The sequence below is a fragment of the Streptomyces caniferus genome, assembly GCF_009811555.1.
Taxonomy (GTDB): domain Bacteria; phylum Actinomycetota; class Actinomycetes; order Streptomycetales; family Streptomycetaceae; genus Streptomyces; species Streptomyces caniferus.
This window is the reverse complement of sequence record NZ_BLIN01000005.1, coordinates 1,513,341-1,535,276: the sequence shown is the minus strand read 5'-3', so window position 1 is coordinate 1,535,276 and position 21,936 is coordinate 1,513,341. Positions and strand designations below refer to the sequence as shown.

Annotated in this window: 25 protein-coding genes and 3 pseudogenes; 1 reads left to right on the top strand and 27 read right to left on the bottom strand. The window is 71.0% G+C overall.

What is annotated here, in order from left to right; genetic code table 11:
- Positions 1-7: 7 nt before the first annotated feature.
- Complete coding sequence (locus tag Scani_RS23310; RefSeq protein ID WP_159479494.1) at positions 8-376, bottom strand: MarR family transcriptional regulator; 369 nt, start codon at positions 374-376, stop codon at positions 8-10.
- A gap of 81 nt (positions 377-457) precedes the next feature.
- Positions 458-802: an SPDY domain-containing protein gene (locus tag Scani_RS23305; protein WP_159479492.1), complete on the bottom strand. Its 345-nt coding sequence runs from the start codon at positions 800-802 to the stop codon at positions 458-460.
- A gap of 219 nt (positions 803-1,021) precedes the next feature.
- On the opposite strand from Scani_RS23305, the gene Scani_RS23300 reads away from it, so the two are divergent.
- Positions 1,022-1,288, top strand: coding sequence for a hypothetical protein (locus Scani_RS23300; RefSeq protein WP_159479490.1), 267 nt, complete (start codon positions 1,022-1,024; stop codon positions 1,286-1,288).
- A 4-nt stretch (positions 1,289-1,292) separates the two neighbouring features.
- Here the strand turns inward: Scani_RS23300 and Scani_RS23295 are convergent, their stop codons facing one another.
- The 25 genes and pseudogenes from Scani_RS23295 to Scani_RS23175 all read right to left on the bottom strand — a co-directional run bounded on the left by Scani_RS23295 (position 1,293) and on the right by Scani_RS23175 (position 21,888).
- Positions 1,293-1,781 carry a hypothetical protein gene (locus Scani_RS23295; RefSeq protein ID WP_159479488.1) on the bottom strand — a complete coding sequence of 163 codons (489 nt, stop codon included), beginning with the start codon at positions 1,779-1,781 and terminating at the stop codon, positions 1,293-1,295.
- A 65-nt stretch (positions 1,782-1,846) separates the two neighbouring features.
- On the bottom strand, positions 1,847-2,800 hold the full coding sequence (locus Scani_RS23290; protein WP_159479486.1) for an SPDY domain-containing protein: 954 nt from the start codon (positions 2,798-2,800) through the stop codon (positions 1,847-1,849).
- A gap of 120 nt (positions 2,801-2,920) precedes the next feature.
- Entirely contained in the window at positions 2,921-3,763 is an 843-nt protein-coding gene (locus Scani_RS23285; RefSeq protein ID WP_159479484.1) for a winged helix-turn-helix transcriptional regulator, read from the bottom strand.
- Positions 3,764-3,922: 159 nt separating this feature from the next.
- The gene (locus tag Scani_RS23280; RefSeq protein ID WP_159479482.1) at positions 3,923-4,591 is read right to left on the bottom strand and encodes a hypothetical protein; all 669 of its coding nucleotides are present in this window, start codon (positions 4,589-4,591) and stop codon (positions 3,923-3,925) included.
- Entirely contained in the window at positions 4,588-5,064 is a 477-nt protein-coding gene (locus Scani_RS23275; protein WP_159479480.1) for a hypothetical protein, read from the bottom strand. The genes Scani_RS23280 and Scani_RS23275 overlap by 4 nt, the downstream gene beginning before the upstream one ends.
- A gap of 61 nt (positions 5,065-5,125) precedes the next feature.
- Positions 5,126-5,731, bottom strand: coding sequence for a DUF4913 domain-containing protein (locus Scani_RS23270; protein WP_159479478.1), 606 nt, complete (start codon positions 5,729-5,731; stop codon positions 5,126-5,128).
- Positions 5,732-5,824: 93 nt separating this feature from the next.
- Positions 5,825-5,986, bottom strand: coding sequence for a hypothetical protein (locus tag Scani_RS41165; protein ID WP_159479476.1), 162 nt, complete (start codon positions 5,984-5,986; stop codon positions 5,825-5,827).
- A gap of 444 nt (positions 5,987-6,430) precedes the next feature.
- Positions 6,431-6,721, bottom strand: a pseudogene (locus Scani_RS41810) (DNA cytosine methyltransferase); the annotation flags it as partial.
- A 121-nt stretch (positions 6,722-6,842) separates the two neighbouring features.
- Positions 6,843-7,016 (bottom strand): annotated as a pseudogene (locus Scani_RS41805) (DNA cytosine methyltransferase); the annotation flags it as partial.
- 628 nt (positions 7,017-7,644) lie between these two features.
- Positions 7,645-8,811 carry a DnaB-like helicase N-terminal domain-containing protein gene (locus tag Scani_RS23255; RefSeq protein WP_159479472.1) on the bottom strand — a complete coding sequence of 389 codons (1,167 nt, stop codon included), beginning with the start codon at positions 8,809-8,811 and terminating at the stop codon, positions 7,645-7,647.
- Positions 8,808-9,065, bottom strand: coding sequence for a hypothetical protein (locus Scani_RS23250; RefSeq protein WP_159479470.1), 258 nt, complete (start codon positions 9,063-9,065; stop codon positions 8,808-8,810). Before Scani_RS23250 ends, Scani_RS23255 begins: the two co-directional genes overlap by 4 nt.
- Positions 9,062-10,844, bottom strand: a pseudogene (locus Scani_RS23245) (type IV secretory system conjugative DNA transfer family protein). Before Scani_RS23245 ends, Scani_RS23250 begins: the two are co-directional and overlap by 4 nt.
- 110 nt (positions 10,845-10,954) lie before the next feature.
- Positions 10,955-11,623, bottom strand: coding sequence for a hypothetical protein (locus Scani_RS23235; protein WP_159479464.1), 669 nt, complete (start codon positions 11,621-11,623; stop codon positions 10,955-10,957).
- Between the two features lie 87 nt (positions 11,624-11,710).
- The gene (locus Scani_RS23230; protein ID WP_159479462.1) at positions 11,711-12,451 is read right to left on the bottom strand and encodes a hypothetical protein; all 741 of its coding nucleotides are present in this window, start codon (positions 12,449-12,451) and stop codon (positions 11,711-11,713) included.
- 168 nt (positions 12,452-12,619) lie between these two features.
- Positions 12,620-13,129, bottom strand: coding sequence for a hypothetical protein (locus Scani_RS23225; protein ID WP_159479460.1), 510 nt, complete (start codon positions 13,127-13,129; stop codon positions 12,620-12,622).
- A gap of 61 nt (positions 13,130-13,190) precedes the next feature.
- Complete coding sequence (locus tag Scani_RS23220) at positions 13,191-13,688, bottom strand: hypothetical protein (RefSeq protein WP_159479458.1); 498 nt, start codon at positions 13,686-13,688, stop codon at positions 13,191-13,193.
- Between the two features lie 26 nt (positions 13,689-13,714).
- A complete protein-coding gene (locus Scani_RS23215; RefSeq protein ID WP_159479456.1) occupies positions 13,715-14,488 on the bottom strand; it encodes a hypothetical protein in 774 nt (257 codons plus the stop codon).
- 221 nt (positions 14,489-14,709) lie between these two features.
- The gene (locus Scani_RS23210; protein ID WP_246296114.1) at positions 14,710-15,408 is read right to left on the bottom strand and encodes a hypothetical protein; all 699 of its coding nucleotides are present in this window, start codon (positions 15,406-15,408) and stop codon (positions 14,710-14,712) included.
- A 26-nt stretch (positions 15,409-15,434) separates the two neighbouring features.
- The gene (locus tag Scani_RS23205; RefSeq protein WP_246296113.1) at positions 15,435-15,905 is read right to left on the bottom strand and encodes a hypothetical protein; all 471 of its coding nucleotides are present in this window, start codon (positions 15,903-15,905) and stop codon (positions 15,435-15,437) included.
- A 33-nt stretch (positions 15,906-15,938) separates the two neighbouring features.
- On the bottom strand, positions 15,939-17,444 hold the full coding sequence (locus Scani_RS23200) for a putative type IV secretion/conjugal transfer ATPase (protein ID WP_167538133.1): 1,506 nt from the start codon (positions 17,442-17,444) through the stop codon (positions 15,939-15,941).
- Between the two features lie 26 nt (positions 17,445-17,470).
- On the bottom strand, positions 17,471-17,923 hold the full coding sequence (locus Scani_RS23195; RefSeq protein WP_159479454.1) for a DUF6238 family protein: 453 nt from the start codon (positions 17,921-17,923) through the stop codon (positions 17,471-17,473).
- Positions 17,924-17,957: 34 nt separating this feature from the next.
- Positions 17,958-19,430, bottom strand: coding sequence for an SCO6880 family protein (locus Scani_RS23190; RefSeq protein ID WP_159479453.1), 1,473 nt, complete (start codon positions 19,428-19,430; stop codon positions 17,958-17,960).
- Positions 19,431-19,567: 137 nt separating this feature from the next.
- Positions 19,568-20,884: an SCO6881 family protein gene (locus Scani_RS23185; protein WP_246296112.1), complete on the bottom strand. Its 1,317-nt coding sequence runs from the start codon at positions 20,882-20,884 to the stop codon at positions 19,568-19,570.
- Positions 20,885-20,905: 21 nt separating this feature from the next.
- Entirely contained in the window at positions 20,906-21,580 is a 675-nt protein-coding gene (locus Scani_RS23180; RefSeq protein WP_159479451.1) for a hypothetical protein, read from the bottom strand.
- Complete coding sequence (locus Scani_RS23175) at positions 21,580-21,888, bottom strand: DUF6112 family protein (protein WP_159479449.1); 309 nt, start codon at positions 21,886-21,888, stop codon at positions 21,580-21,582. Before Scani_RS23175 ends, Scani_RS23180 begins: the two co-directional genes overlap by 1 nt.
- Between the last annotated feature and the right edge of the window lie 48 nt (positions 21,889-21,936).

The window sequence follows — 21,936 nt, the reverse complement described above, 5'->3', positions numbered from 1 at the left end:
AGTGGGGTCAGCGGGTGAGCCGGTAGGAACGGGAGATCGCAGTGGAACCGCTCTCCGAGAGCACCAGGCCATCGGCGGTCAGGCGCTGGAGCGAGCTGCCGACCCGGTCCTTGTGCAGGCCGGTGGCGGCGCAGATCTGGGGGAGAGACGCGCCGGGATTGCCCGCGAGGTGGACGACGACTCGGGTATCGCGCCGACGAAGGTAGTCCTGGAAGCCACCTGCGGTGTACACCAGCACCGCCCCGCAGTAGGTCATGACGAGGCCGTGCAGGTCCGATCCGGCGCCAGCGACAGCGTCGTAGACGCCGAACGCGCAGGCGCCCAGGCCGCTCGTCCAGTGCGTGATCCGGACCAGGTCGTCGGAGTAGATGGTCATGTGCGGTGCGCGCCCTTTCGGTCGAGGGTGAGGAGATGGGCCGGGTGAACGGGGCGGGCCGCCAGGGGCGGGCCCGGTGGTTCAGCGGGAATGTGCGACGAGGGCGGCGATGAATCCGGCGACGCCTTCGGAGGGGGTGTGAATGCCGAACTCCTGTACCCACGGGTCGCCTTCGGTGGGCTGCACCCGGATGTGCCAGACGATGTTGCGCTTCCAGGCGGTGGGGTCCTCGGGGAGCCAGCCGACGTAGACCCGGCCGTCCGGGCTCGTGGCGTGGATGTTGGCCTCCGGGGTGTCGACGAGTGCCCAGCCGAGGGTGTCGAGGAGTTCGAGCACCGTGTTCGCGCAGTGGTCGGAGGAGAGCCAGTAGCTGTCTTCCACGGTGGGGCGGACGACGGCGGGAAGGAGGGTGGTGGAGGCGGTCACGGTTGCACGGTCCCTTCGTTGACCTGCGGTTTTCCCCAACACCCGTACGTTGACATGCGGTGTGCCGAAGTACGTAGTCCGTTCCCGGGAAGTGGCGTCTGCCGTGGGCGAACTGGCGGCCGTCGGCAGATGTCCGGTGGCCTGGGAATGGATCGGCGGACGTGGTTGTCCTAACCGGGTTGCGGCAGCGGGCCGTACGGAGCCGAAGGGGGAGCAGGAGTGGTGGAGCCGACCAGGTATTGGGACGGAGCCGGGCTGGAGCGCAAGATCTTTGCCGCCGGGCGGCCGTGGACGGTGGGCGACATCGCGATGGTCGCCGACGGCCAGTGGGCCGTCGGTACGCAGTGCGACGGGCGGCGGGACGAGGACGCGGTGGTGGAGGACCGGATCGCGGAGGGGTGTCGCGTCGAGTTGACGGTGGAGGAGCTGGCCCGCGTGGTGGACTCCCGCATCGCAGATGCCCACCGCGACGAGGACCTCGCCTGACCGCTCAGCGGTGCGGGCCCCGTCCGGCCCCGGGTGAGCCGACAGCGGCCGAAGGAGCGGGCTGTTCAGGCAACTGGCCCAGGGTGCGTGGAGAGTGCCCGGAGCGGGCGACAGCGGCCTGGGCCAGCTGGACGGCCGGTGCCCGGTCCGCGGTCGCGGCGGCTTCATGCGCTTCGATCACGTGGCCGAGCGCCTGCCGGAACGTACGGCTCTCGGCTTGGGCGACGCGAAGGTCCGCCGCTGAGCTGGTGGCCCGTTCCTGGTCGTAGAAGGCCGGCACGTGACCGGGCCGGGTCAGGGCGTGCAGCCGGTCCTGGTGCACGGCCACCGCGTTGTCGGTGATGACCAGGGCCGAGCGGATGTAGAGGGCCGCGCGCAGGAGCGGGTCGTCGCAGGGGTTGTGGATCGTGAGGGATTCCAGAGCTTCGATGGGACGGCCCCAGGCTTTCTCGATCACGGCGGTGGCCTGGTCGAGTGCGGTGGCGTCGAGCATGGCGTAACTCCCTTATTTGGACGTGCTGTTCAATCTGGGCGAGGCCCCGAAGAGGCCAGGGGGAGTCAGCGGCTGCGGCGAGGAGCTGACGGGCTGAGCAGCGGCATGGCTGTGGGCACGGGGCTGGGAGCCCCGGTCCGTGTCGAACTCGCGGTGCGACTGCGGGCGGCCATGACACGGAGAGCGGCGGCAGTCCGCGGCGCGCGTGTGGCGCGGTGGACGGCCTGGGTGACCGCGGTGCGCCGCACGTCGAGTGGGGTGGGTGACCGAGAGGGCTGAGGGATCTGAGAGGTCTGGGGTGAGGCCGAGCCGACTGGGGTGAGCGTGACCAAGTGCTCCATCTCGCGATGGACTTGATGCCGCTCACGGATCACCGGGGCCGAATCCGCCATGGCGGCTGCCGTCGCGGCGATCAAGTGGGACGGGGTGCGGGTAGTGAAGACCGCCTCCGCGCGCGTGGCCCAGCCCGGTGGACCGGCCCACAGCTCCACAGTCCTGGCATCCCAGCTAGAGCGACGGTTGTCGATCAGGACGCCTGCCTGGCCGTCTGGGGAGCTGAACTCGACGGTGCCGCGCTCGGCTGCGTCACGGGTCCAGCCGGCGTCGGTCAGTGGCCGAATGGCTTCGGGCCAGAGCCGCGACGGGTTGGTCAGGAAGCGCGCGTTGGCGTCGTATGAGTCGGCCTCGGCGTAGTCGTGAGCCAGGGCGGTGGTGAGACCGGCGACGATCTCGGCCGGGGTGACGTGATTGAAGGTTGCCATCCAGCGGGGCGCGGAGACGGCGTCCTCGGCTGCGGTGATCTTCCACAGCTCGAAGTCGTCGCCGAACCAGCCGATGCGAATCCGCTGGTCGGGGGAGGTGACGAGGTGCTGGCAGGGGCCGTCGTCCAGGTGGTGGTGCGGCCAGTGGGCGACGGGGGCGAAGCCGGCGTCGCCGGTCCCGTCGGAGCCGGCCAGGTACAGGGGGCTTACCAGTACCTCTTGGTAGAGATACGGCTCGTAGGCATTGCGGGCGCTCATAGTCGAAGCTCCGGGGCGTGGGAGGAGGCGGCGCCCGCGTGCGCAGCAAAACGGACTGCTGGACTGCACGCGGGCGCCGTACCAACGGGGGGAAGCGGCTGGCTCTCAGCGACACGACGGTCACCGACCCCGACCCGGGGCTGACTGAGCGGTGACGGCCGCCGGCACACGCGGTTGCGGTTGCGGGGCATGGCTGAAGAGGACGCTCGGCGCGGCAGCGCTCCGGCGCAGGGCCGCCGCGGTCCGGGCACCGTCCGACCCCAGAGGGACGCTGGCGTGGGTCCGCGTCGCCGTCGCGACGGACACCGGAGTCGACGAGTCCCTTCGCGCGGCGGCGGGGTTGCTCCAGTGTGAGACGGCCGCGTAGACGGGGCCCAGCGCACTCCCTGCGTCGGTCAGGACATAGGGGGCGCCGTGGCGCGGGCCTGTGCGGGTTGCGAGGCCGTCGGCCTGAAGCCGGTTGAGCCGATACCGGGTGAAGCCGTTGTCCAGCCCGGACTCCTCGGCGATGTGGACGAACCGCATGGGGCCTCCTGCGTCGAGCATCTGGATCACGGCGGTCGAATGCCGAAGATGCAGACGCCGCGCGGCGTCCTCGACCCGTTCCGCTCCGGCCACCTTGCCGAGCGACAGGTTGGACAGGGACCAGTCCGACAAAGCGCGGTGCACCGAAGCCAGCGACTTGCCGAGTGCGGTGAGCTGGTACGGCGCCCCGTGACGGTCGCCGGCGCGGGCGACCAGCCCGTCAGCGTGCATCGTGACCAGCCTCTTGGAGACGAACTGCTCGCTGATGAAGGGGAGCCTGGCGGCGACCTCGTGTACACGCATGGGATGGCCCTGCTGTGCCAGGGTCTGCGCCGTCCAGGTGGTCCACTTCGGTGCAATCAGAGAGAGCGCGTCCTCGACGTGCTGAGCATCGGCCGAACCGATGGAGGCGGCAGAGGGCTGTATGGGGGTGGACATGGGGCGAACTCCGTTATGGGAAGGGTTTTCAGCTATGCACTGGAGCGGAGGAGCTGGCGGCGTGCTCGGAGCGGAGCGTCTGCAGCACCATGCCGAGGCGGCGGTTGCTGCGGTCGCGCCAGCCCTGGTGCACTAGCGCGCGGTGAGCGTTGCAGGGGTTCATTCGGCTGCATCCATCCGGGTAAGCAGCGAACGGACCAGGGTGGGCAGGCTGTCCGGGCCGTCGCCGATCCAGACCCGGTCGGTCGCCGCGCCGCGGACGTACGCGGCGTCTTCGAGCAGGCCGCTGGAGATCTCCATGCAGGCGTCGGTGATCCGGGAGGCTGTGAGCAGCGACTCGGAGAGCACCTCGACGTAGTCACCCGGCGGGAGGCCGGCAGCCTCGGCGGCGGTGCGGATCGCCGCCAACTCCAGAGCGCTGAAGGCGAAGCCGAACTCGCCGTCCGGCTCGGCACTGCCGGGCGTGGCCACGTCCGGGTCCTGGGGCACTGTGGGGATGCCCGCCCGCGTGCAGATCTGGTCGACCGAGGTGGTCAGCTCGGCGAGGGACTCGGTGAGCCATCCCAGCGCGGCGGCGTAGGAGGCCAGGGTGAACAGGCCCGCCGGGGTGGTGGGGCGCGGCTCTTCGGCCACGAACGCTTCGAGCCGGTCGTTCAGCTCGCAGGCCACCCGGGGCCCGGCGGAAAGCGCACCCAGTACGGGGTGCAGGTAGGAGCGGTTGGCGGTCGTCGGGTACTCGGCGGTGAGGATTGCGGAGACGCTCTGCGCGGCGTCGGTGAGGAGGTCCGCCAGTTCGGTACGGGGCAGAGGGGTACGTTCGGTGGTCATCGCTGGGCGGCCTTTCGGGGGGCAGCGGCCGTGGGCAGGGCTGCTTCTGGAGGAGTTGCTGGGGTATTCGTCGACCTGTCGGCCGCGAGGGAAGAGCGGGACCGGGCGGCCTGCACCCGAGCCTCGGTGGCGGAGATCGTCTCGGTGTCCTGCTGCAGGCCGGTGCGGAGGTGGGCAGAGTGGTAGACCGCGTAGTCCTGCCGGCTTCCGGCGGCAACGAGATAGATCTCGCGTTTGTGGTCTGAGGTCGGTGGTGCCGCGCGGAACTGGATGACCATCCGGTAGGACACGGTGGGGTCGACGTAGACCTTGTGGAAACCTGCGAGGCGGCCCTTCAGAGGCAGGCAGTCATCACTTCCGTGGACCAGGCTCTGCAGTTCCAGCAGCGCCAGGTCGCGAATTTCGTCCGGAAGTTGTCGTAGATCCGCGATGGCGTCGGGATGCGCGGCGAAGGCGAAGCGGGCGTGGCTCACATCGGCCTCCCGGGGTTCGGCCGGTGAGCCGTTTCTGCCAACGGCGTGTCGCGTATGCCGCTCATGCCGCCGACCCCGTCTGCTCGGGCGCGGGGGTGGCCAGCACGCGATGGGTGGGGCGGCTCGGGCTCGTCGTGCACGCAGCGAAGGGACCGTCGGGGGCGCGCAGGTGAACCAGCGCCTGGTCGAGGTGGTCGCGGTGCCAGGTCGAAGGGCCGGACAGGCCGGCCTCGGTATCGGTGAATTGCTGCCACGAGAGCCAGAGGGCGTGCAGCCGGGCGACGGCCTCGGGGTGTTCGTGCCACTGCGCGCACCACGGACGGTTCGTGCTGATCTCCCGGCCGTACACCGGGAGGAAGAGGTGGTTCACCCAGTCGGTGAGGGCGGCGAGTTCGACGGCGTAAGCCTTGCCGCCCAAGGCGAGGATGAACACCGAGGCGGGGCCGTCTGCCTGCTCGGCGTCCGCCGACTCGGCTGCCGGAGCGCCCTCCGTGGGCGGGCTGGCCGCGGGTACGGGATCGGGCTCGGAGCCGAGGCGGTCGAGGATGACGCCGTGCTGCTTGACCTGGGCCATGGTCTTGGCGAGGGTGCTGGCGAGGTCGTCGAGGTCCCCGTCGGGGACGCGGATCGGCTCGGGTTCGGGGGTGGTCGGGCTGGTGTCGGACATCGGGGCTTGCTCCATCTGTGAGACGGCGACATGCCCCAGAGGATGCGGAGAAACCGCGGTTTGGTCCGGCCGGAAAAACCCGGTAGTGGGGCGCTACACGGACGCGCAGTGCGGGCACAGCAGGAAGGGCGGTGCCAGCAACTGCACGGCTCGTGCGGCCTGTTGGGGAACGACACCGTTGCCGAGGGCGGTGAGCTGAGCCGGTCGTCCGAGCCCCGGGGTGGCGGTGACCCAGCCGTCATCGAGGCCCTGCATCCATTCGACGAAGTCGGCACGGAGCCGACCGCCTGCATCGGTGGGCGCGGGCGCGGGACGGGTGAGCGTCTCCCATCGGGTGATGGCGGCTGCGTAAGCTCCCCATCGCTGCTCTGCTCCAAGGCTCCCGGAGCCGATTCCGTCCAGAGGGCCACCGCCGACAAGGGAGGCTGCCACCCCTTCTTGGAGCGGCGGCCCGGGGTGCTCGTGTCGCTGGCCTGCGGTGCGGGCGACAGCGACGCCGCTGCGCTCGGCAGGGTCATGTCCCCGTTCCCATGCCGCTGGTTGGGCGACTCCTTGATCCCGTCCGACGCCTTCGGCGTCGGCAGGAGCCACTCCACCTCGTCGGCCAGGTTCGGCCCGTGGCCCCCGCTCTTCCTCTTGGCGGGGTGCTGGGAGCCGCCGTTCTTCGCGATGTTGCTGGTCGGCGTCTTGAGCAGGGTGTTCGGCGGGCCAGGCGGCGAGGAAGGTCCGCTCGCGGCGGTGCGGGGCGCCGACGTCGGAGGCGCGAAGCACGAGCCATCGTGCGTTGTACCGGAGGTCGGCCAGGGAGCCGAGTACGGCACCGAGTGCCCGCAGAGGAGGTTGGCCTGGGGCGTCTCCCAGACACCACGGGCAGGGTTCCACGTCGCCAGGGGAACCGGCGGGGGAGGTGAGGAGGCCGCGCACATTCTCGATCACAACCAGGCAGGGTCGGAGGGCTTCGACCGCACGGGCGACGTGCAGCCACAGCCCTGAACGGGTCTGGGAGTTGAGACCGGCCCGACGGCCGGCGACCGAGACGTCTTTGACAGGGGAAGCCCGCCGTCAGGACGCACACCCGGGGGACGGCGGCCCAGTCGACGGTCGTGATGTCGCCCAGGTTGGGCACGCGGGGCCAGTGCCGGGCCAGGATGCGCGAGGCGTCCGGGTTGACCTCGGCGTGCCAGGCCAGCGTGCCGCCGAGGGCGGACTGCACCCCGAGGTCCAACCCGCCGTAGCCCGAGCAGAGCGAGCCGATCAGCGGAGAGCGCGTGATGGTGGTCTCCATGTCACCGGCTCCGAGTAATCCGGTTCGGGGGAGCTGCCGCTGTCGGGGCACGAGCGGAAGACGGGGCGGGAGAGGGAGCTGTGGTCGTGGAACGGCTGCGGGCGGCCTGAAGCCGCACGGAGGGCGGTGAAACCGTCGCCGAAGCTGCGTGAAGGGAGTCGGCGGCGTCGAGCAGGGCCGTGTCCGCCATGCCGAGGGCGTCTTCTACCACCATTGGGGCCACTCCCCGTGCATCTCGGGCGTCGGGCTGGTCGCTCAGGTGCTCAGTGTGATCCAGGAACGAGAGCTGGTGGACCGCTGCTCCGAGTGCGGATGCCGCCTGGCTGGCAGGTTCCACAGCGGCGGCGAAACTCGTGATCACCCTCGCGCTGTGGGGCGCCTGGGTCTCTGCGTTGGCACGGAAGAGGACCTGGTCGCCCAGGGTAGTGATCAGCGTTCCGAGCTGGGAGATCTGGCGTGCGACGGCCACGGTGTCGGCGGAGCGGTGAGGGTCGCCGGGTACGGGCAGTTTGCCGCGCTGGGCGTCGAAGGCGGATGCGGTGGCGCGCAGGGCGCGGGCATCAGCCACAGGCGTGTTGTTCACGGTGAATCCCAATGACGAGGATGAGCGATGGGCGGGGGAAGGAGTTCAGCCGTGGCCGCGAGAGGGTGGTCGCACGGCGGCTGGGCTGGAGGCAGAGCCAGGCGCGGCTGGGGATGGCGAGATTGGGCGTGGTGCGCTGCGGGCGCGGGCGGCGTGCACCTGCGCAGGGGGCGGCCCGTTCGGCGCAGGAGCCGGGGATGTCGGAGGGGGGCGGCCGTTCGCGGCGTGCCAGCGGGTGCGCACCTCGTCGAGCGGACTGAGCGCGTGCAGGGCGTGGTTGATGAGCCGCCCGGGGGCCAGGGCCTCGTTCTCCGCCAGCGCTCGAATGGCACGGGCAGAGGCTGCCGCGGTGCGGGTGACGGAGGAGCGCATCACCTGCTCGCCGAGCCATTCGGCGCTGCCAGGACCCACGCCGTCGCAGAGGGCGGCGAGCTGGTCGCGGGACAGCGTGCCGTCGGCCAGCAGGCCGCGTCGCTGGGCCTCCCAGAGCAGGGTGATCCGGTCGATGGGCTCGCCACGGTGGTGCAGTGCGCCGAGACACCGGTAGACCTCCCCGCGGGTGGGGTCGGCGAAGTCGTCCGGCCGCAGCCAGCCCACCACCTCGTCCATGCTCTTGGGCCGCTCGGCCAGGACGCCGAGAAGGATCTGCTCCTCCTCGGCGACGGTTGCCCAACCGGGCGGCGGGGTGGCGGCCGGACTGGGGGTCGGCGGAGTCCCCGGGGCGACCGGGCGTGGCTCGGTTCCCCACCGTCGTGCGAGATCGTTGAGCACGTCGCGCAGCACGTCCGCACCGCGCAGTGCTCCCTCGACGTCTCCTCGCAGCGCGTCCGCGCGGGCAGCCTGGTGCAGGCGGATCGCGTGCGCGGTGACGCTGCGATGGATCGCGCCCTCCAGCACCATCCGCCCGTACACAGGAGCATGCCCGGGGCGCGGACACGCGGAGATCAGGGAGTGGGCGTACGACGCGTTCAACCCTCGGACGTGCCGTCCCGCCTCCGCCACCGTGTCGGTCACCCACGACAGCGGCACGGAGTTCTCGGCCGTCGATGCCGGGTGACGGTCGGCGTGCAGCTTGCGCAGCGCTGCGAACAGAGCCTGGTGTACGGGCCGGTGGAAATGCTCCGGGGTGAGCCAGCCGAGCTGTCGAAGCTGGCCGGGTTCAAGCAGCACCGCGCCGAGCACCGCCTGCTCAGCTTCCAGCAGCGGACTCATCGCCGCCTCCCGCGAGGACGGGCCGGAGGCTGGTCCTGCTGGAGGCGGGATCCGGCGACGGCCTGGTCGGCCGACGCCATCGCGGTGGCGAAGCGGTTGAGCTGGCCGGTGAACACCGGATCCGTGACGGCGATGACGCCGGACGTGGTGACCAGCCACCACCGGCCGTCGCGCCGGACGGCCGGTGACTGTGCGAGGTGCTTGGAGCGAGCCGAGGACGGGAGGGGGCCGGGCGCGGGTGCGAGGGCACTCATGCCGCCTGCCCGTAGTCGTCACGGGTCTTGGCCTGGGCCCGCTCGGTGATGGCCTTCGTCGCGCGGGCCGAGGCCGGACCGATCACCTTGGCGGAGCGCTCCTTGTACCAGGGCTTCAGGTCGAGCATGGCAACCCGGATGCCGGTGGCCAGGAGCAGTGCCTTGCCCTTGGGGAGGGCACGGATCACATCGGGCGGCAGGATCCGCTCGGTACGCATGCTCACCGTCGTGGACTTGCCGCCATCGCTCATCGACACCGACGTGGTCTGGACCTCGTGGTCACCGGCCTGCCTGCTGATGCGGTCGGCGAAGTCGGCGTCGTCGACACCGGATCCGACGATCTTGATGGTGGCGGCGGACCAGAGCGCGTCCATCCCGGCATCGCCCCAGCACCGCTGCCCCTGACGGTAGGACTGCAGGATCGTCATCGGGATCACGCCCCGGGAGCCCAAGTGGCTGTAGAGATCCGGGAGATCGGAGATCCGGCAGACATTGGCGGCCTCGTCGAGTACGCACAGGGCGGGCGGGTCGAGCCGTCCGCCGGAGCGCTCGGCGACGATCACCGCGGCCCGCATCACGGCGTCGGCCGCAGCGGCGATGATCGCGCTCGCGCTGCCGCCGCCGTCCTTGCTCAGCAGGTACAGCGTGTCGCGGGAGGTGGCGAAGCGAGCGGGCTTGAACTCGGGAAGGTCCGGGTGGGGGGTGACCCAGGCAACGACCTCCGGGTCGAGCAGGCAGCTCGCGTACTGCCGCGCGGTCTCGTAGATCCCGTCACGGGTCTCGGTCGCGCCGGAGACGGTTCCCTGGAGCTGGGCGGCGACCGCTTCGTGGCCGGCCTCGGTGAGCAGGTCCACCGGGGTGCGGTCGGCGGGCGAGGCGAGCCAGGCCGAGACGTCGGTGATCGGCCGCCGGTTGCTGGCGGCGGCCAGGAACAGCGCGCCCAACGTGTTGGACGCGGCGGTGGACCAGAAGTCGGTGCCGTTCGACTCGTCCACGCTCGCGGCGGCGAAGTGTCCGGCCAACCGCTTCGCCCCGGCCAGGTCGCGGGCGTCGGCCAGGATGTCCCACCACATCTCGCGCGGGTAGTGGGCGATCTGCTGGGGGTCGAGGGCCCAGACCGTGCCGACCTCGGCGCGAGCATCCACCGTCGCGCTGAAGGCATCGTTGGCCGCCTTGTTACTGGTGAGCAGGACCGGGCCGGGCGCCGCGAGAATCGCGGGGATCGCCAGTGTGGAGGTCTTACCGCTACGCGGGGCCATGATCGCGACGATCACGTCCTCCCAAGAAGCACGAACCTTCGCCCGCCCCCGGGAGAGGGTGCCGAGCAGGACGCCACGGTCAGCAGGGGCGACCTCTTTTACACTCCCGGCCGCTCAGGGACGGCCGCAGGCTCCGGGCCTTGGCAGTGATCTGCTTGTCCAACAGCGGGGCAAGGTCGCGCTTCCCGGCGAGGCCGTTCTGCGCGCCGCCACGCAGCGGCACCCACAGCACCAGGCCGAGGGCGCCGAGGGCGACGGACAGCAGACCGGGGATGATCCGCGCGCCGACCAGCAGGGCCGTCGGACCCAGGTGCGGCCACAGAGCCTCGGGGCGCAGCAGCGCGTCGGTCACCGCGAACGAGGTCCAAGGCCCGCTGCCGAGAGTGAAGTTGGTGATGTTGGCGGTCAGCCAGGCCAGCGAACCGAAGGTGAACGCGAGGCCGAATATGCCGAAGAGGAGGTAGAGGAGCGCGTCCGACCCGGTGGTGGTCGAGGGCGCGCTGGTACGCGGTGCGGGCATGAGGGTGGGTCCTGAAAGTAAGCGCAGGCGGATGATGGGGGCGGGGAGCGCGGCGCTCTTCTGCTGGTCATCGGGGCGGTCCCTCTCCGGGAGGCAGTGGGCAGTCGGGGCTATCGGGCGTGGGAGGCGCGGGGCGACGGAGTGCTCGCCGTGCTCGCCCGCCCCTCCGCGGTACTGGCTGTGGACGGCGTCCGTTGGGTGGTGGCCCGCGGCGACGAGGTATGGGCAGCGTGCTGCCGGTCCACTTCCGGATCCCGGTCGGCGGGTGTCGCGCCGACACCGAGAACGTCGCCGAGCAGCTCCCGGGGCCTCAGGACGTTGACCATCTCGTGGTGCCTGGGGTCAGTGCGCTCGGCAGGACAGGCGGCGACGCTGTCCTCGGCGACCTCCAACTGCTCACGGACGTCTTGGAGCATTCCGTAGGCGGCTGCCAGTCGCGTCCAGGTCTCGAATGTCGGGTTGTGGTGCGGGTCATCGAAGTCGAGACGGATGCTGGTCCAGTCGGCGGCAGCGGCGACGAGTTCGGTCAGCTCGGGCAGGGCCCCGACCAGTGCGCCATTGACCTCCTCGATGATCCCTGCCACCTCGTCGGGTGTGGAGTCCTCGGTGAGGCGGGCGATCATCCCGCGGACGGAGTACGGGTCGGAGGAAGCACTCGGCAGGTGCCGGACCTGCAGCCGCTTGTCGGGGCCGGGTGTCACGCTGCGGTGGGCGAGCTGGATGTTGTGCTGCATGGCGTCGCCGACGGCCTCGCCGATGCTGGAGTAGTACTCGGGCATGCTTCCTCCTCGGTGGTTGTCCTGGACGGCCGAGCCAGGTAGGAGCACTTGGCCAGTCGGCGGTTGGCGCGGACGAACATGACCTGGTCACCTTCGGGGGACCGAGAGGCGCGGAGGGTGTACGACCGCGGTGGACTGCGCCGTTTCGGAATCGGGGGCCGAGGAGATCTTGGCCTTGGTTGCTGCGGGGGACGTGGCCAGAGCGGCGCCCCGGTGGTCGGGCAGCTCCGAGGACCGCGCCCGCGCCTCGGCTTGATCCCGGGATGCGGCGCCTATCCGGCGCAGCTTGGCCTCGGAGTTGACGAGTTCGGACTGCGCGCCCCTGACGTACTCGGAGGCGTAGTCGAACCGGCAAGCGAGGCCGGTTGCCTCGTTGTCGAGGTCGTGGATCTGCTCGCCCGCCGCCTCCAGTGCCTCCCGGACGCGCTCCAGGGCACCGTGCTCGGGGTGAAGGAGATGGTGGACCGCTCGCTGAAGGTCGTCGCAGTTCTCGGCCGCCCTGATCCGGTCCGTGATCCGGAGGAGTTCCGCTCCGGCGGCATAGGGCCCGAGGTCAGGCACTGGGGGGCTCATCGGCGCCGCGTCCAGGGAGGGCGGGAGGTCGACGTCGTAGTGGGCGGCGCGGAGCATCTCGGCGGCGTGGGTGGCGATGGTGACCTTGTCGGCGACCGGGGTGGTGGTGGGAAGGCGATGGCGTCGGCCGTGCCAGTCCTCGATCTGCTGGAAGCCGGCGTGCTTGAGGAGCCTTGCGGAGAGGTCGTCGTTGGCACCCTTTGCCACGACGCTGCCGCTGAACTCGTGGGTGATGGTGATCGGAGGGACAGGCACGTTGGTCTCCTGGCGTGGAGTTTCGGGTATGGATCGGTGAGCCGCTGGCTCATCTCGTCAGAGAGGACGAGGGAGGGCGAACAGACCCGAGGGGATCGGGCCGTGGGGAAGAGGATCAGCAGAATCCGCGATTTGGCCCGGCCGGAGATCGCTGGTAGGTGCCGCCGCTCACCCTGGTACGTCCAAGCCGTGGTCGTAGGTGAAGTTCGCACAGGCGGCGCGGGCGAAGTGAGCGTCGTGGTGCAACCGGGCCCAGCGGCCGTCCTGCCGGATGACGGTGGCGACGATGTCGAGCCCGTCGGCCTGGTTGCGCAGGGCCACCCACCGGCAGGCCGCCGGGTCGGCGTCCGGCTCGATGCCCGTGGCGTCGAGGACCTCGCGCGTCAGCTCGAACCAGTCATCATCGTCCAGTTCCACGTCTGTGGTGTTGCGGATGGAGCAGTGCCAGGTCAGCCGTGGGGACGCGGCGTGGCCGGTCCGCGGCTTGCGCAGCGCGAGCGGCTCGTCGAGCACCGATGCCAGGTGAGGCAGGGCGACGGTCTCCTGGGCGGCCAGCTCCGGGGACCACGCGGTGAGCAGGTAGGGAGCGAAGCCCGGATCGGTCCGGTGGAGGCGGTTGAGGAGATCCGTGGTGCTTTCGGTGCGCCGCACATCGCAGCGCAGGGGGTACTCGGGCATGGGGTATCCAGATCTTCTGCGGGGAGAGTGGAGCCGGTGTCCCGCTGGGGGCACCGGGCGGTCAGAAGTGGGGATTCTCGGTCGGCCGGTCGGCCTCGGTGGCGGCCTGGAGCAGCTCGGTGAGGTCGCCGGGCTCGGAAGAGCGCTGGTCGATCCACCACCCGGCGCGGGTGACGGTGCGAGCGGCCTCCTCGATCTCCTCCCACTCCCTCTCGCTGGTCGCGCCTTCGAGGACCAGGGCGGTGTAGGCGGTGGCCAGGACCTGATGGCGACAGCGCACCCCCCAGGCGACGGCTCGCTCGGTCCCCTCCAGAGGCGGCATCCGGTACTGCTGCGACCAGGCTTCGGATTCGGCCTGCTCTTCGGCCCGCTTGGCCTCCAGCCAGGCGGCCTTGTCCTGCTCGTCGTCCACCTTGGAGGCCCGCCAGCATTCGGTGCACGCCTGCTTGGAGAGCCACTCGGCGAAGCCCGCACGACGGTCGGCCGCCCGGTCAGAAAGGTCCCGGTTGGCCTGATGGCCACAGGAGTGGGTGATCGGCCAAATGATCTTCACGGCCATGGGGACTACTCCTTAAGGGAGTTGGGTCAGCGGGTGCGGGAGAACGCGATGCGCGGGTCGACCGGCCGGGCCGCCGCAGCAGCAGAGGTGGCGGGGGCGGGAACCGGCGCCGTGCCCGGGAGGCCGGCACGGGCTGGGCTGGCGGCGAGCGCGGCGGCGCTGATGGGGGACGCGCGGGCGGTGAAGCCCTGGTCGCGCCCGTGGTTCGCCGCCGCTGCGGGCGTCGGGCGGCGGCGCGTTGCTGCGTCCTGCGCGAGGGTGGGCTGGGCCGCGACCTGGAGACCGGATCGGTGCATCGACACCGTGGCGTTGGCGACCTTCTCCAGGGCGTCGCTGCGGTCGATGGTGATGGGCAGCGTGTAGATGTCCAGGGCCGGGTCGTGCCGCCAGCCGTGCTCTTCCAGGAGCCGACCGCCGAGCGCGCGGGAGCGGTCATCGGTGGCTGCGACGATGCCGAGCTGCGGATGCTCGGCGAACGCGACGTCGGGTTCTATGCGCGGGGGCCGGTCACGGGCAGGAGCCGCTTCGGGTGCCAGTGCGGGGTCGAACGCGGCATCCACGTCGACCTGGTAGCCGGCCTTGCGCAGCAGCGCGACGGCCCGGGAGACGCGCCCCTGTCCATCACGTTGTTGATCGGCCAGTGCGTAGAGCGTCGGGTGACCCGGGACGGGGTGGAAGTCGAACCCCTTCAGCATCCACGCGCTGGCCGCAAGGTGCTTCGGGTTCGCGGCGACGATGCCGTAGTCGGGGTGACGGCCGAATGCGACATCGGGAAGCGAATCGTGATCGGGGGCGGGCATAGCTGATCCATCCGGTGCTGGCTCGGAGACAGGGGCGGTCGAGGGCCGGGATGGTTCTGCTGGTGCGGGACATGGGGACTCCGAAGAAGGAACGAGGGCCGGGCGGCAGCGAGGCAGCGCGCGGCCGAAGGTGCTGGCAGGTCGAGAGCTATCCGGCCGCGTTGAGATGAGGATCCGGGGATCGGCCGGTTTGGCCGCGCCGCAAGCCGGTGATATGAGCGTCAGCGGGAACGGCCCGGGACCACCGGAGTCGGCGCCGGGGGTGCAGAGGGCGAAGCGGGCAGGGCCCCGCGGTTGTCGGCGGCGGATCGAGCCAGGGCCACCCGCGCACGTTCGGTCTGCGAGGGCTGATCGGAATCCGCCCGGCCCACCAGGTAGTCGGCAGCCCGAACCAGCGCCGGACCCTGGAATGACAGCTCGTCCGCGTACCGCCAGCCGTCGGCATTCCGGATCCGCTCGGCTCGGCTCTCGTAGATCTTCCGCGAGCCCGGAAGGGAGGCGTCCATGAGTGCCATGATCTGGTCCCACTCGTGCCGGAGCTGGCCTGCTCGCTCCAGCGTGGTGTCGATCCCGCGCAGCCGTCGAAGGTCTTGGCTGACCGGCCCCTCGACGTAGTCGGCACCGCTGGCGGTGGCGCGGACACCGGCGAGCACCTCGGGACCGTGGGCGAGGAAGACCTCGACGTGCTTCCACGCTTCGGCGTCGCGTTTCACCTTGCCGTCCGCGTAGCCCTCTTCGCCGATGGGCCAGCCGTCGCGGTCGCAGAACGAGTCCGAGACTGCGTCCCAGGCATCGGATGCCCGCTCGATGCCGGCAGCGGCCGAGGCCAGCGCCGGGACGTGCAGCCGCCACGCCAGGGGATCGGTGATCGCCGGTGACCGGTTCTCAGCCGACGAGGGAGAACTGGAAGAAGTGGACATGATCGTTCCTTGTTCTGTGCCGGTTTTCACCGCGAACACGGCAGAGAACGGATGGGGAGCAGCGGCGGAGAGGCAGGGGTCTCGGTCAGCGGACCGACGAAAGCCCCTCGTGCCGAGGCGACCGGGGAGGCGCGGGCTGCTGCTGCCGCTCGATGCGAGCCGGAGCGGATCTCGTGGGACATGCCCTCCCTCACGAGGTGCAGCTCCTCGCCGAGGTCGGCCAGGCGCCCGGCGAGGACGTCCAGCTCGGCGGCGCTGACGCGGGCGCCGTGAGCGCGGCACCACTCCGAGGCGGTTTCGAGCATCTGGTGCAGCCCGGCCACCGTGCCGAAGTCCCCCGTTACGGCTGTGGAGAACAGCTCGTTGAACTCCTCGGGTCGAGCGGCGGCAAGACGGTCGCTCCAGCAGACGGTCGGGCCGTCGACGCTCGGACTCACGGCCGAGGTGCGGACTTCTTCGAGCATTCGGCGTTGTGCCCGCGGTACGGTGGACGACATGAGGTAACTCCCTTTCAGGGCAATGGGGTTGGGCTAGGCGGCCATGCGGGCGTCGGTGTCGAAAAGCTGGCGCTCGGCGGGGTGCAGGATGTGCTGCGTGATGAAGGAGCGGCCGGCGACCTTCCACAGGCCCCGCCCCTTGGTCAGGGCGGACACCGCCTGGGTCTCGACACCGGTCAGGCCGAGCAGCGAAGCGGCAGCAGCGAGCTGGTCGGGCTCTTGCCGGTAGATGATCCGCGTGCTGCAGTCGGCCAGCAGACCCTCGGCCAGTACCCGGCCGCGCGAGCCGGCGTCGCCCGCCGAAAGCAGGTCCGACAGCCGGTGGATGATCATCAAGTTCGCGATGCCGAGGCCGCGCGACAACTTCCACTGGCTCTGCATCCGTTCCAGCAGGCCGACGTGCCGCATCAGCCGCCACGCTTCGTCGTAGATCACCCAGCGTCGGCCGCCGTCTGGGTCGGCGAGGGCGGACTCCATCCACGCGCTCGCGCAGGTCATCGCGAGCACCAGTGCGGTGTCGTCGCCGGAGCCGCCGAGGCGGGAGAGGTCGATGGACAGCATCGGCGTGGTCGGGTCGAAGGACACCGTCGACGGGGCGTCGAACATACCGCTCAGATCGCCGTGCACCAGCCGGCGCAGGGCGTGCGCGAGGTCCTGAGCAGCCGTCCCCAGGTGTCCGGTCTGGTCGCCGAGGGCTCGGTCGAGGCGCTCGGACGAGCCGAGGGCGTGCGCGATCTGGCCGAGCAGCGGCACGGTGCCGCTGGCGTCTGCTTCGGTGACGACCAGGTCGAGGGCGAGGTCCAGCGCGGTGTGCTCCATCGGCTGGAGATCGCGCTTGAGTACGGTGCGCGCCAGGCCGGCCAGGAGCAGCAGGCGGCGCTTTCGCACTTCGGTCGCCCAGTCGTCCTCACTGACGGAGGCGGGCCGGGCCGGGGCGTCCAGCGGGTTCAACCTGCCTGGCAGTCCCGGCCCGAGCGCGATGGTGTGGCCGCCGAGGGCCTGGGCCACGGCCGTCCATTCGCCCTTGGGGTCGGATGGGACGTAGATCCGGTAGCCGTGGGCGATCGCCCTGGTGGCGATGGACTTCGCCAGCGCGGACTTCCCCATGCCGATGATCCCGGCCAGTACCGCGTTGGGGTTCGTGAAGCCCTCGATCCGCCCGCTGCTGTACAGGGAGAACGGGTCGTAGCAGAACGCGGCCTCCGCGTGGACGTCGCGACCGATGAGGATCCCGTCCGCCCCCAGACCACCCTCGGCCACGAAGGGGTAGGCCCCGGAGGCCGTCGCGGTGGTCATCCGGTGCGCGGGCAAGCGGATCTTGCCGCCCCGGGCCGAGGAGGGGCCGGGGCGTCCGGACGGCGGGTAGGTCGGCCGCAGTCCCGGGTCGAAGGTTTCCTCGGTGCGGTGCTTGGGCGGTGTTGCGGCGAGGCGGGCCTGGCGGCGGGCCTCGGCGAAACCGGCTCGGGCGACCCTCCGCCCGGAACGCGGTGCCTTGCGGGGCACGAACAGGGGGGACGCGCTGGCGCGAGTGCGGGGCATGAACGTTTCTCCAGACGGGCGGTGGGTCAGCGGCGGACGAGGCCGGTGAACGGGGAGTGCAGGTCGGCCGGGGTGATGCGGCGGCGCACCAGGTGCGCGGTGCGCTGGTGGCGCTGGCAGATGGTCAGCTCCGGCGCCCCTTCGGGCAGGCCGGCCTTGCATGCCTCGCGCTCGGGCACCTCGCCGGAGCCCGGCCGGGGCGCCGCGTGGTAGGCGGTGTGTACGTGGTCGGCGGTCTGCCAGATGCGGGTGCGTGCGGCGCGCAGTGGGTCGCCTTCAGCCGGGACGAGCTGTCCGGTGCGGGTGGCGTGGGCGTCGAGCAGCCCGTGCAGCGAGACGAGGTGGGCGTGCAGGGCGTCCAGCTCGGCGCGGGTGGTGACGAGCGGGCCGCCGGGGAGGTTGAGCGCGCGGTGGAAGTCGAGCGCGGCGGTGGCGAAGGGCACGAAGTCCTGCGCTGTCGGGCTGGCGGTGCGAGACATCGGGGTGTTCTTTCGGAGAGAGGGAGGGCCGGGATCAGGCGGCGAGGGCGAGCGGCATGGCGGCGGCGGTGAACGCGTCGGCCTGCTGCCAGGTGAGCGGCCGGAGGTCGATCTGGGCGCCGACGGCGGCGGTCTCCACGACCGCGCAGGCGGAGCGGAGTTCTTCCTCGGAGTCGGCCGATACGGTCAGCAGCCCGGTCAGGGCGACATCCGCGTGCCCCGCGATGAGCTGTCGCTCCCGGGACTTGATGTCCTGGTACTCGATCGAGTCCGCCTCCGAGTCGACCTGGCCGCGCCGGGCCCGCTCGGCGGCATCCGCGATCACGCTGGCCTTCTTGCGCTGGACGTCGCGCAGGGCGGCATCCAGCCCCTTCGGCTCGTACGAGAGCGACAGCGTGCGCCGGACCCCGCCGGTGAACAGGAGCTGATGGAGGAAGCCCGCGCTGGTCTCGGTCCTGGGCCAGTTCTCCACCCAGTACGTGGCGTGCACGGCCGAGTCGGTCGCGATGTGGTCCGACTTCTCGACGACTACGACGGGTCCGGCGGCGGCGGGATCGGCCCCGGGGCGGCCCGCGGTGGACCACCGGTCCAGCGCTGCGCTGGCCTTGGGGTCGTACGCCGTTCGTACGACGGCGGCGATCTCGTGGGCGGTGAGCCAGCCGGTGGGGGTGAGTCCGGCGGTTCGCGCGGCCTGGTCGAAGGTGGAGGTCAGCTGGGTCAGGACGCTGAAGGCCCCGGTCAGGCCGCCGCCGGCCTGGTTGATCAGCCGTCGCGCTGCCTTGGTGTCCAGCGCCACCGCGACGTACGCCTCGTGGGGTGCCGCCGCCGGGCCCGCGCCCTGGATCAGCTCGCTGTAGATCGCTCCTGCCACGGGGGCGTGCGGCTGGCCGTGCTCTTCCCAGTAGCGGCGCAGGGCGTCGCCGGAGTCCGGGACGGTGCGCTCGATCACCTGGATGCGGGCGACCTGCCCGGTCCGGGCGAGCGCGGCCAGCGCGCGTCCCCAGCCGCCCACGTTCGCGTTCTGGGTGCCCGGGTCGAGCAGCGCGTAGGCGCGGGAGGAGACCTTGACCACGGCGGTCAGCGTTCCGGCGTGGGGGTCGTGCACCGCACCGTATCGGCGGTCGGGGGCGGTGACCACGCGCAGGCTGGCTGCCGTGCCGGGCAGGTGGAGCAGGCCCTCGCGAGACGGTCGGCGGGAGGGCCGGGTGAGCCAGACGAGCTGGCCGCGCATCCGGCGCAGGACGTACCGGGTGACGATCGGAACCCAGTCCGCCAGGGCACGACCTCGGTGGCGGACGAACGTGAGGAGGGCGATGGCGGCCCACAGCGGGATGAGCTGGAGAGCGCCGACCACGCCGCGGGTGATGACCACGGCGAGCAGAAGAAGGCCGGTCAGGCTCGCGACGATCAACTGTGGGGCGGTCAAGCCGAGCAGGATGCCGCGCCTGCTGCGGTGGGGGAACTTCACGGTGGCCGTGGTGGCTTCGGGCTGGTGCTTGCCGGACATGGTGGTTCCAGACGGTGAGAGAGGACGGTGGAAGGGGTACGCGGCGCTCTTCTGGAGTTCATGGCGAGGCTCCTTTCACGTCGGTCGGTGGGGTGGGGGCGGGCTGGGACGTGCAGCCCGCCCCCAGATGCGATCGGTCAGATGCCCGAAGGCGGCGGTGTGCTCGGATCGCCGGTGCCCACGTAGGACACGCTGTCGCCCGGAGCCGACGCGCCAGCGGCGCTGACGGTGCCCTGGACGGGTGCCCCGGGAGTCCCTGCTTCGCCCTCGTGGGGGCGCGTGATGAGTGGCGGGATGCCCGGTCGCTGAATCAGGGACCGGCCCTTGTCGCCCGAGGCGTTCGGATCCTCGCCGTACCGGTACCGGGTCTGCGGCGTGGACGGTCCGGTATCGATGCCCTCCTTGCTGAGGTTGCCGCCGGAGGGGTTGATGCCGGAGGCGACACCATCGGAACCGGCGCCGGGAACCTGGCTCGGACCCTGCGGGGCGGGGGATCCAGTGCCGGCCTGCATTGCCAGGGTGCCCGCGGTCTTCGCGGCCCCCGCGGCGACCGCCATGCCGGCAACGCCGGTGCGGTGCAGGTCGTCGTGGCCGCCACCGTGGCTGGCCCAGTGGACGAACTTGTACGTGGCGTACGGGCACAGCAAGATCAACACCATTACGACACTGCCTGCCAGCGCGTCGGAGAGCGCGGCCATGCCGTTGTGGGAGTCCGACTTGCCCATCGCCGAGACGCCGATGAGGAAGACCACGGTCATCAGGAGTTTCGAGACGACCAGGGTGGCGGTGGCCTCGATCCAGCCGCGCCGCCATCGCTTGGCCACTTCCCAGCCGCCCCCGGCGCCGGCGAAGACGGCGAGTGCGACCAGGACCAGGACGCCGACCTTGCGGGCGACCATCACGCCCCAGTAGAGGAACGCGCCGATGGCGCAGCCGAGTGCGACCAGGCTGGGGACGCCCCAGCCGAGGCCGTACATCGCCCCCAGTTCGTTGACCTTGATCACGCGGCGGATCGCGTCGTCGACCGAGGTGTTGGCGGCCTGGAACAGGCCGTTGGACAAGGCGTCGACCACGGTGATGGCGACGGTGGTGAAGGCGATGGCACTGAAGCTGAACAGGACGCCGGTCATGGTGCCGATCGCGGCCTGAGCCAGGGCGCGTTCGTCTCGCCGCCAGGCCGCGAACATCAGCTGGAGGCAGAAGATGCCGACGGTCAGCGCGAGCCCGATGGGTAGCAGCAGTTCGTAGTTGTCCCGGAACCATCCGGCGTTGAGGTCGATGGCGGTCGTCTCGTTGACGGCCTTGGCGGCGAGGTCCGCCGCGCTGGCGGCCAGTTCACCTGCCGATTTCGCGATCCATGCCCCGATGCCGTCAGTGACGGCTCCTGCGGGGTTGGCGGCGAAGTCGACGGCGCCGCACACCTTGTCCATCAGTGGGAAGTCGCAGACTGCCATGGTGGTACCTCCTTCCTGGGGTCAGGGCGCGACGGACGGCATGACGCCGACCAGGGCGCAGGGCTGGTGGGGGCGGCACTGGACCGCGAGGGTGGTGGTACGGCTCTCCGCGCCGCCGTCGTGCGAGCCCTTCCAGGCGATCGACTGCTTGCCGGAGACCGTGACGGCGTAGATGTACGCCTGGGTGATCGCCTCGGGATCGGCCTGAAGGGCCCGGGTGAACGAGTCCGGGAAGTGCCCCTCGTGCACCTTGGCGGTGGCGAACTGGCGGTTGGCGGCCATCTCCTTCCACAGCACGGACGAGGGGACGACCTTGTCGACCGACGTGCGGTCGGCGTACTTGTCCTCGGTGGTCAGCCACGCGCGCAGAGCCGTCCGCAGCTCTGTCCGCGAGTACGCGCGGGTGTCGTAGGACCACAGCGCCGCCGCGGCGGCCTTCCCGAAAGCGATCGGGTTGTGGGTCTTCGGAGGAGCCGCGAGGGCACGAGGGTGGCCGCGAGGTGCGGACGAAGCCGTCGAGGGGGCTGTGGGCGAACTCCTGTGGACAGCAGGGGCTTTGGAGGGGCTCCTGCCATCCCGGGTGAGGTATGCGGCCAGGCCGGCGAGGGCGACAAGCACCACCAGGACAGCAGTGCCGAGCAGTGCCCGGCGGCGCACGGGGGATGCGCCGCCGGGGTTCATCGGGCGGGAAGGCATCAGTGGACCTGCGTTCCCAGGCCGCTGAAGAACGCCACCACACCGTTCGCGGCACCCAACAGCAGCGCCGCGCCGGAACTCACCAGCACGCCCTTCTTGCCGTTGGCCTCAGCCTGGTGGCCGCCCGAGTGGTGTCCCCAGGCCCACACGCCCGCGCTGACGGCGAGCGAGCCGACCGCGGCGATGATGCCGTAGAGGTTGATGGAGCCCATCACGTGCTTGAGGACGGACAGGCCAGGCAGTCCGCCCTCGTTCGGCTTGATGCCCGGGTCGTAGGCGAGCTGGATGACCTGGTCAGCGAGATACATGACGAACTCCAGTGCGATTTAGTGCACGCCAAAGCCCAGAGGGTGGAG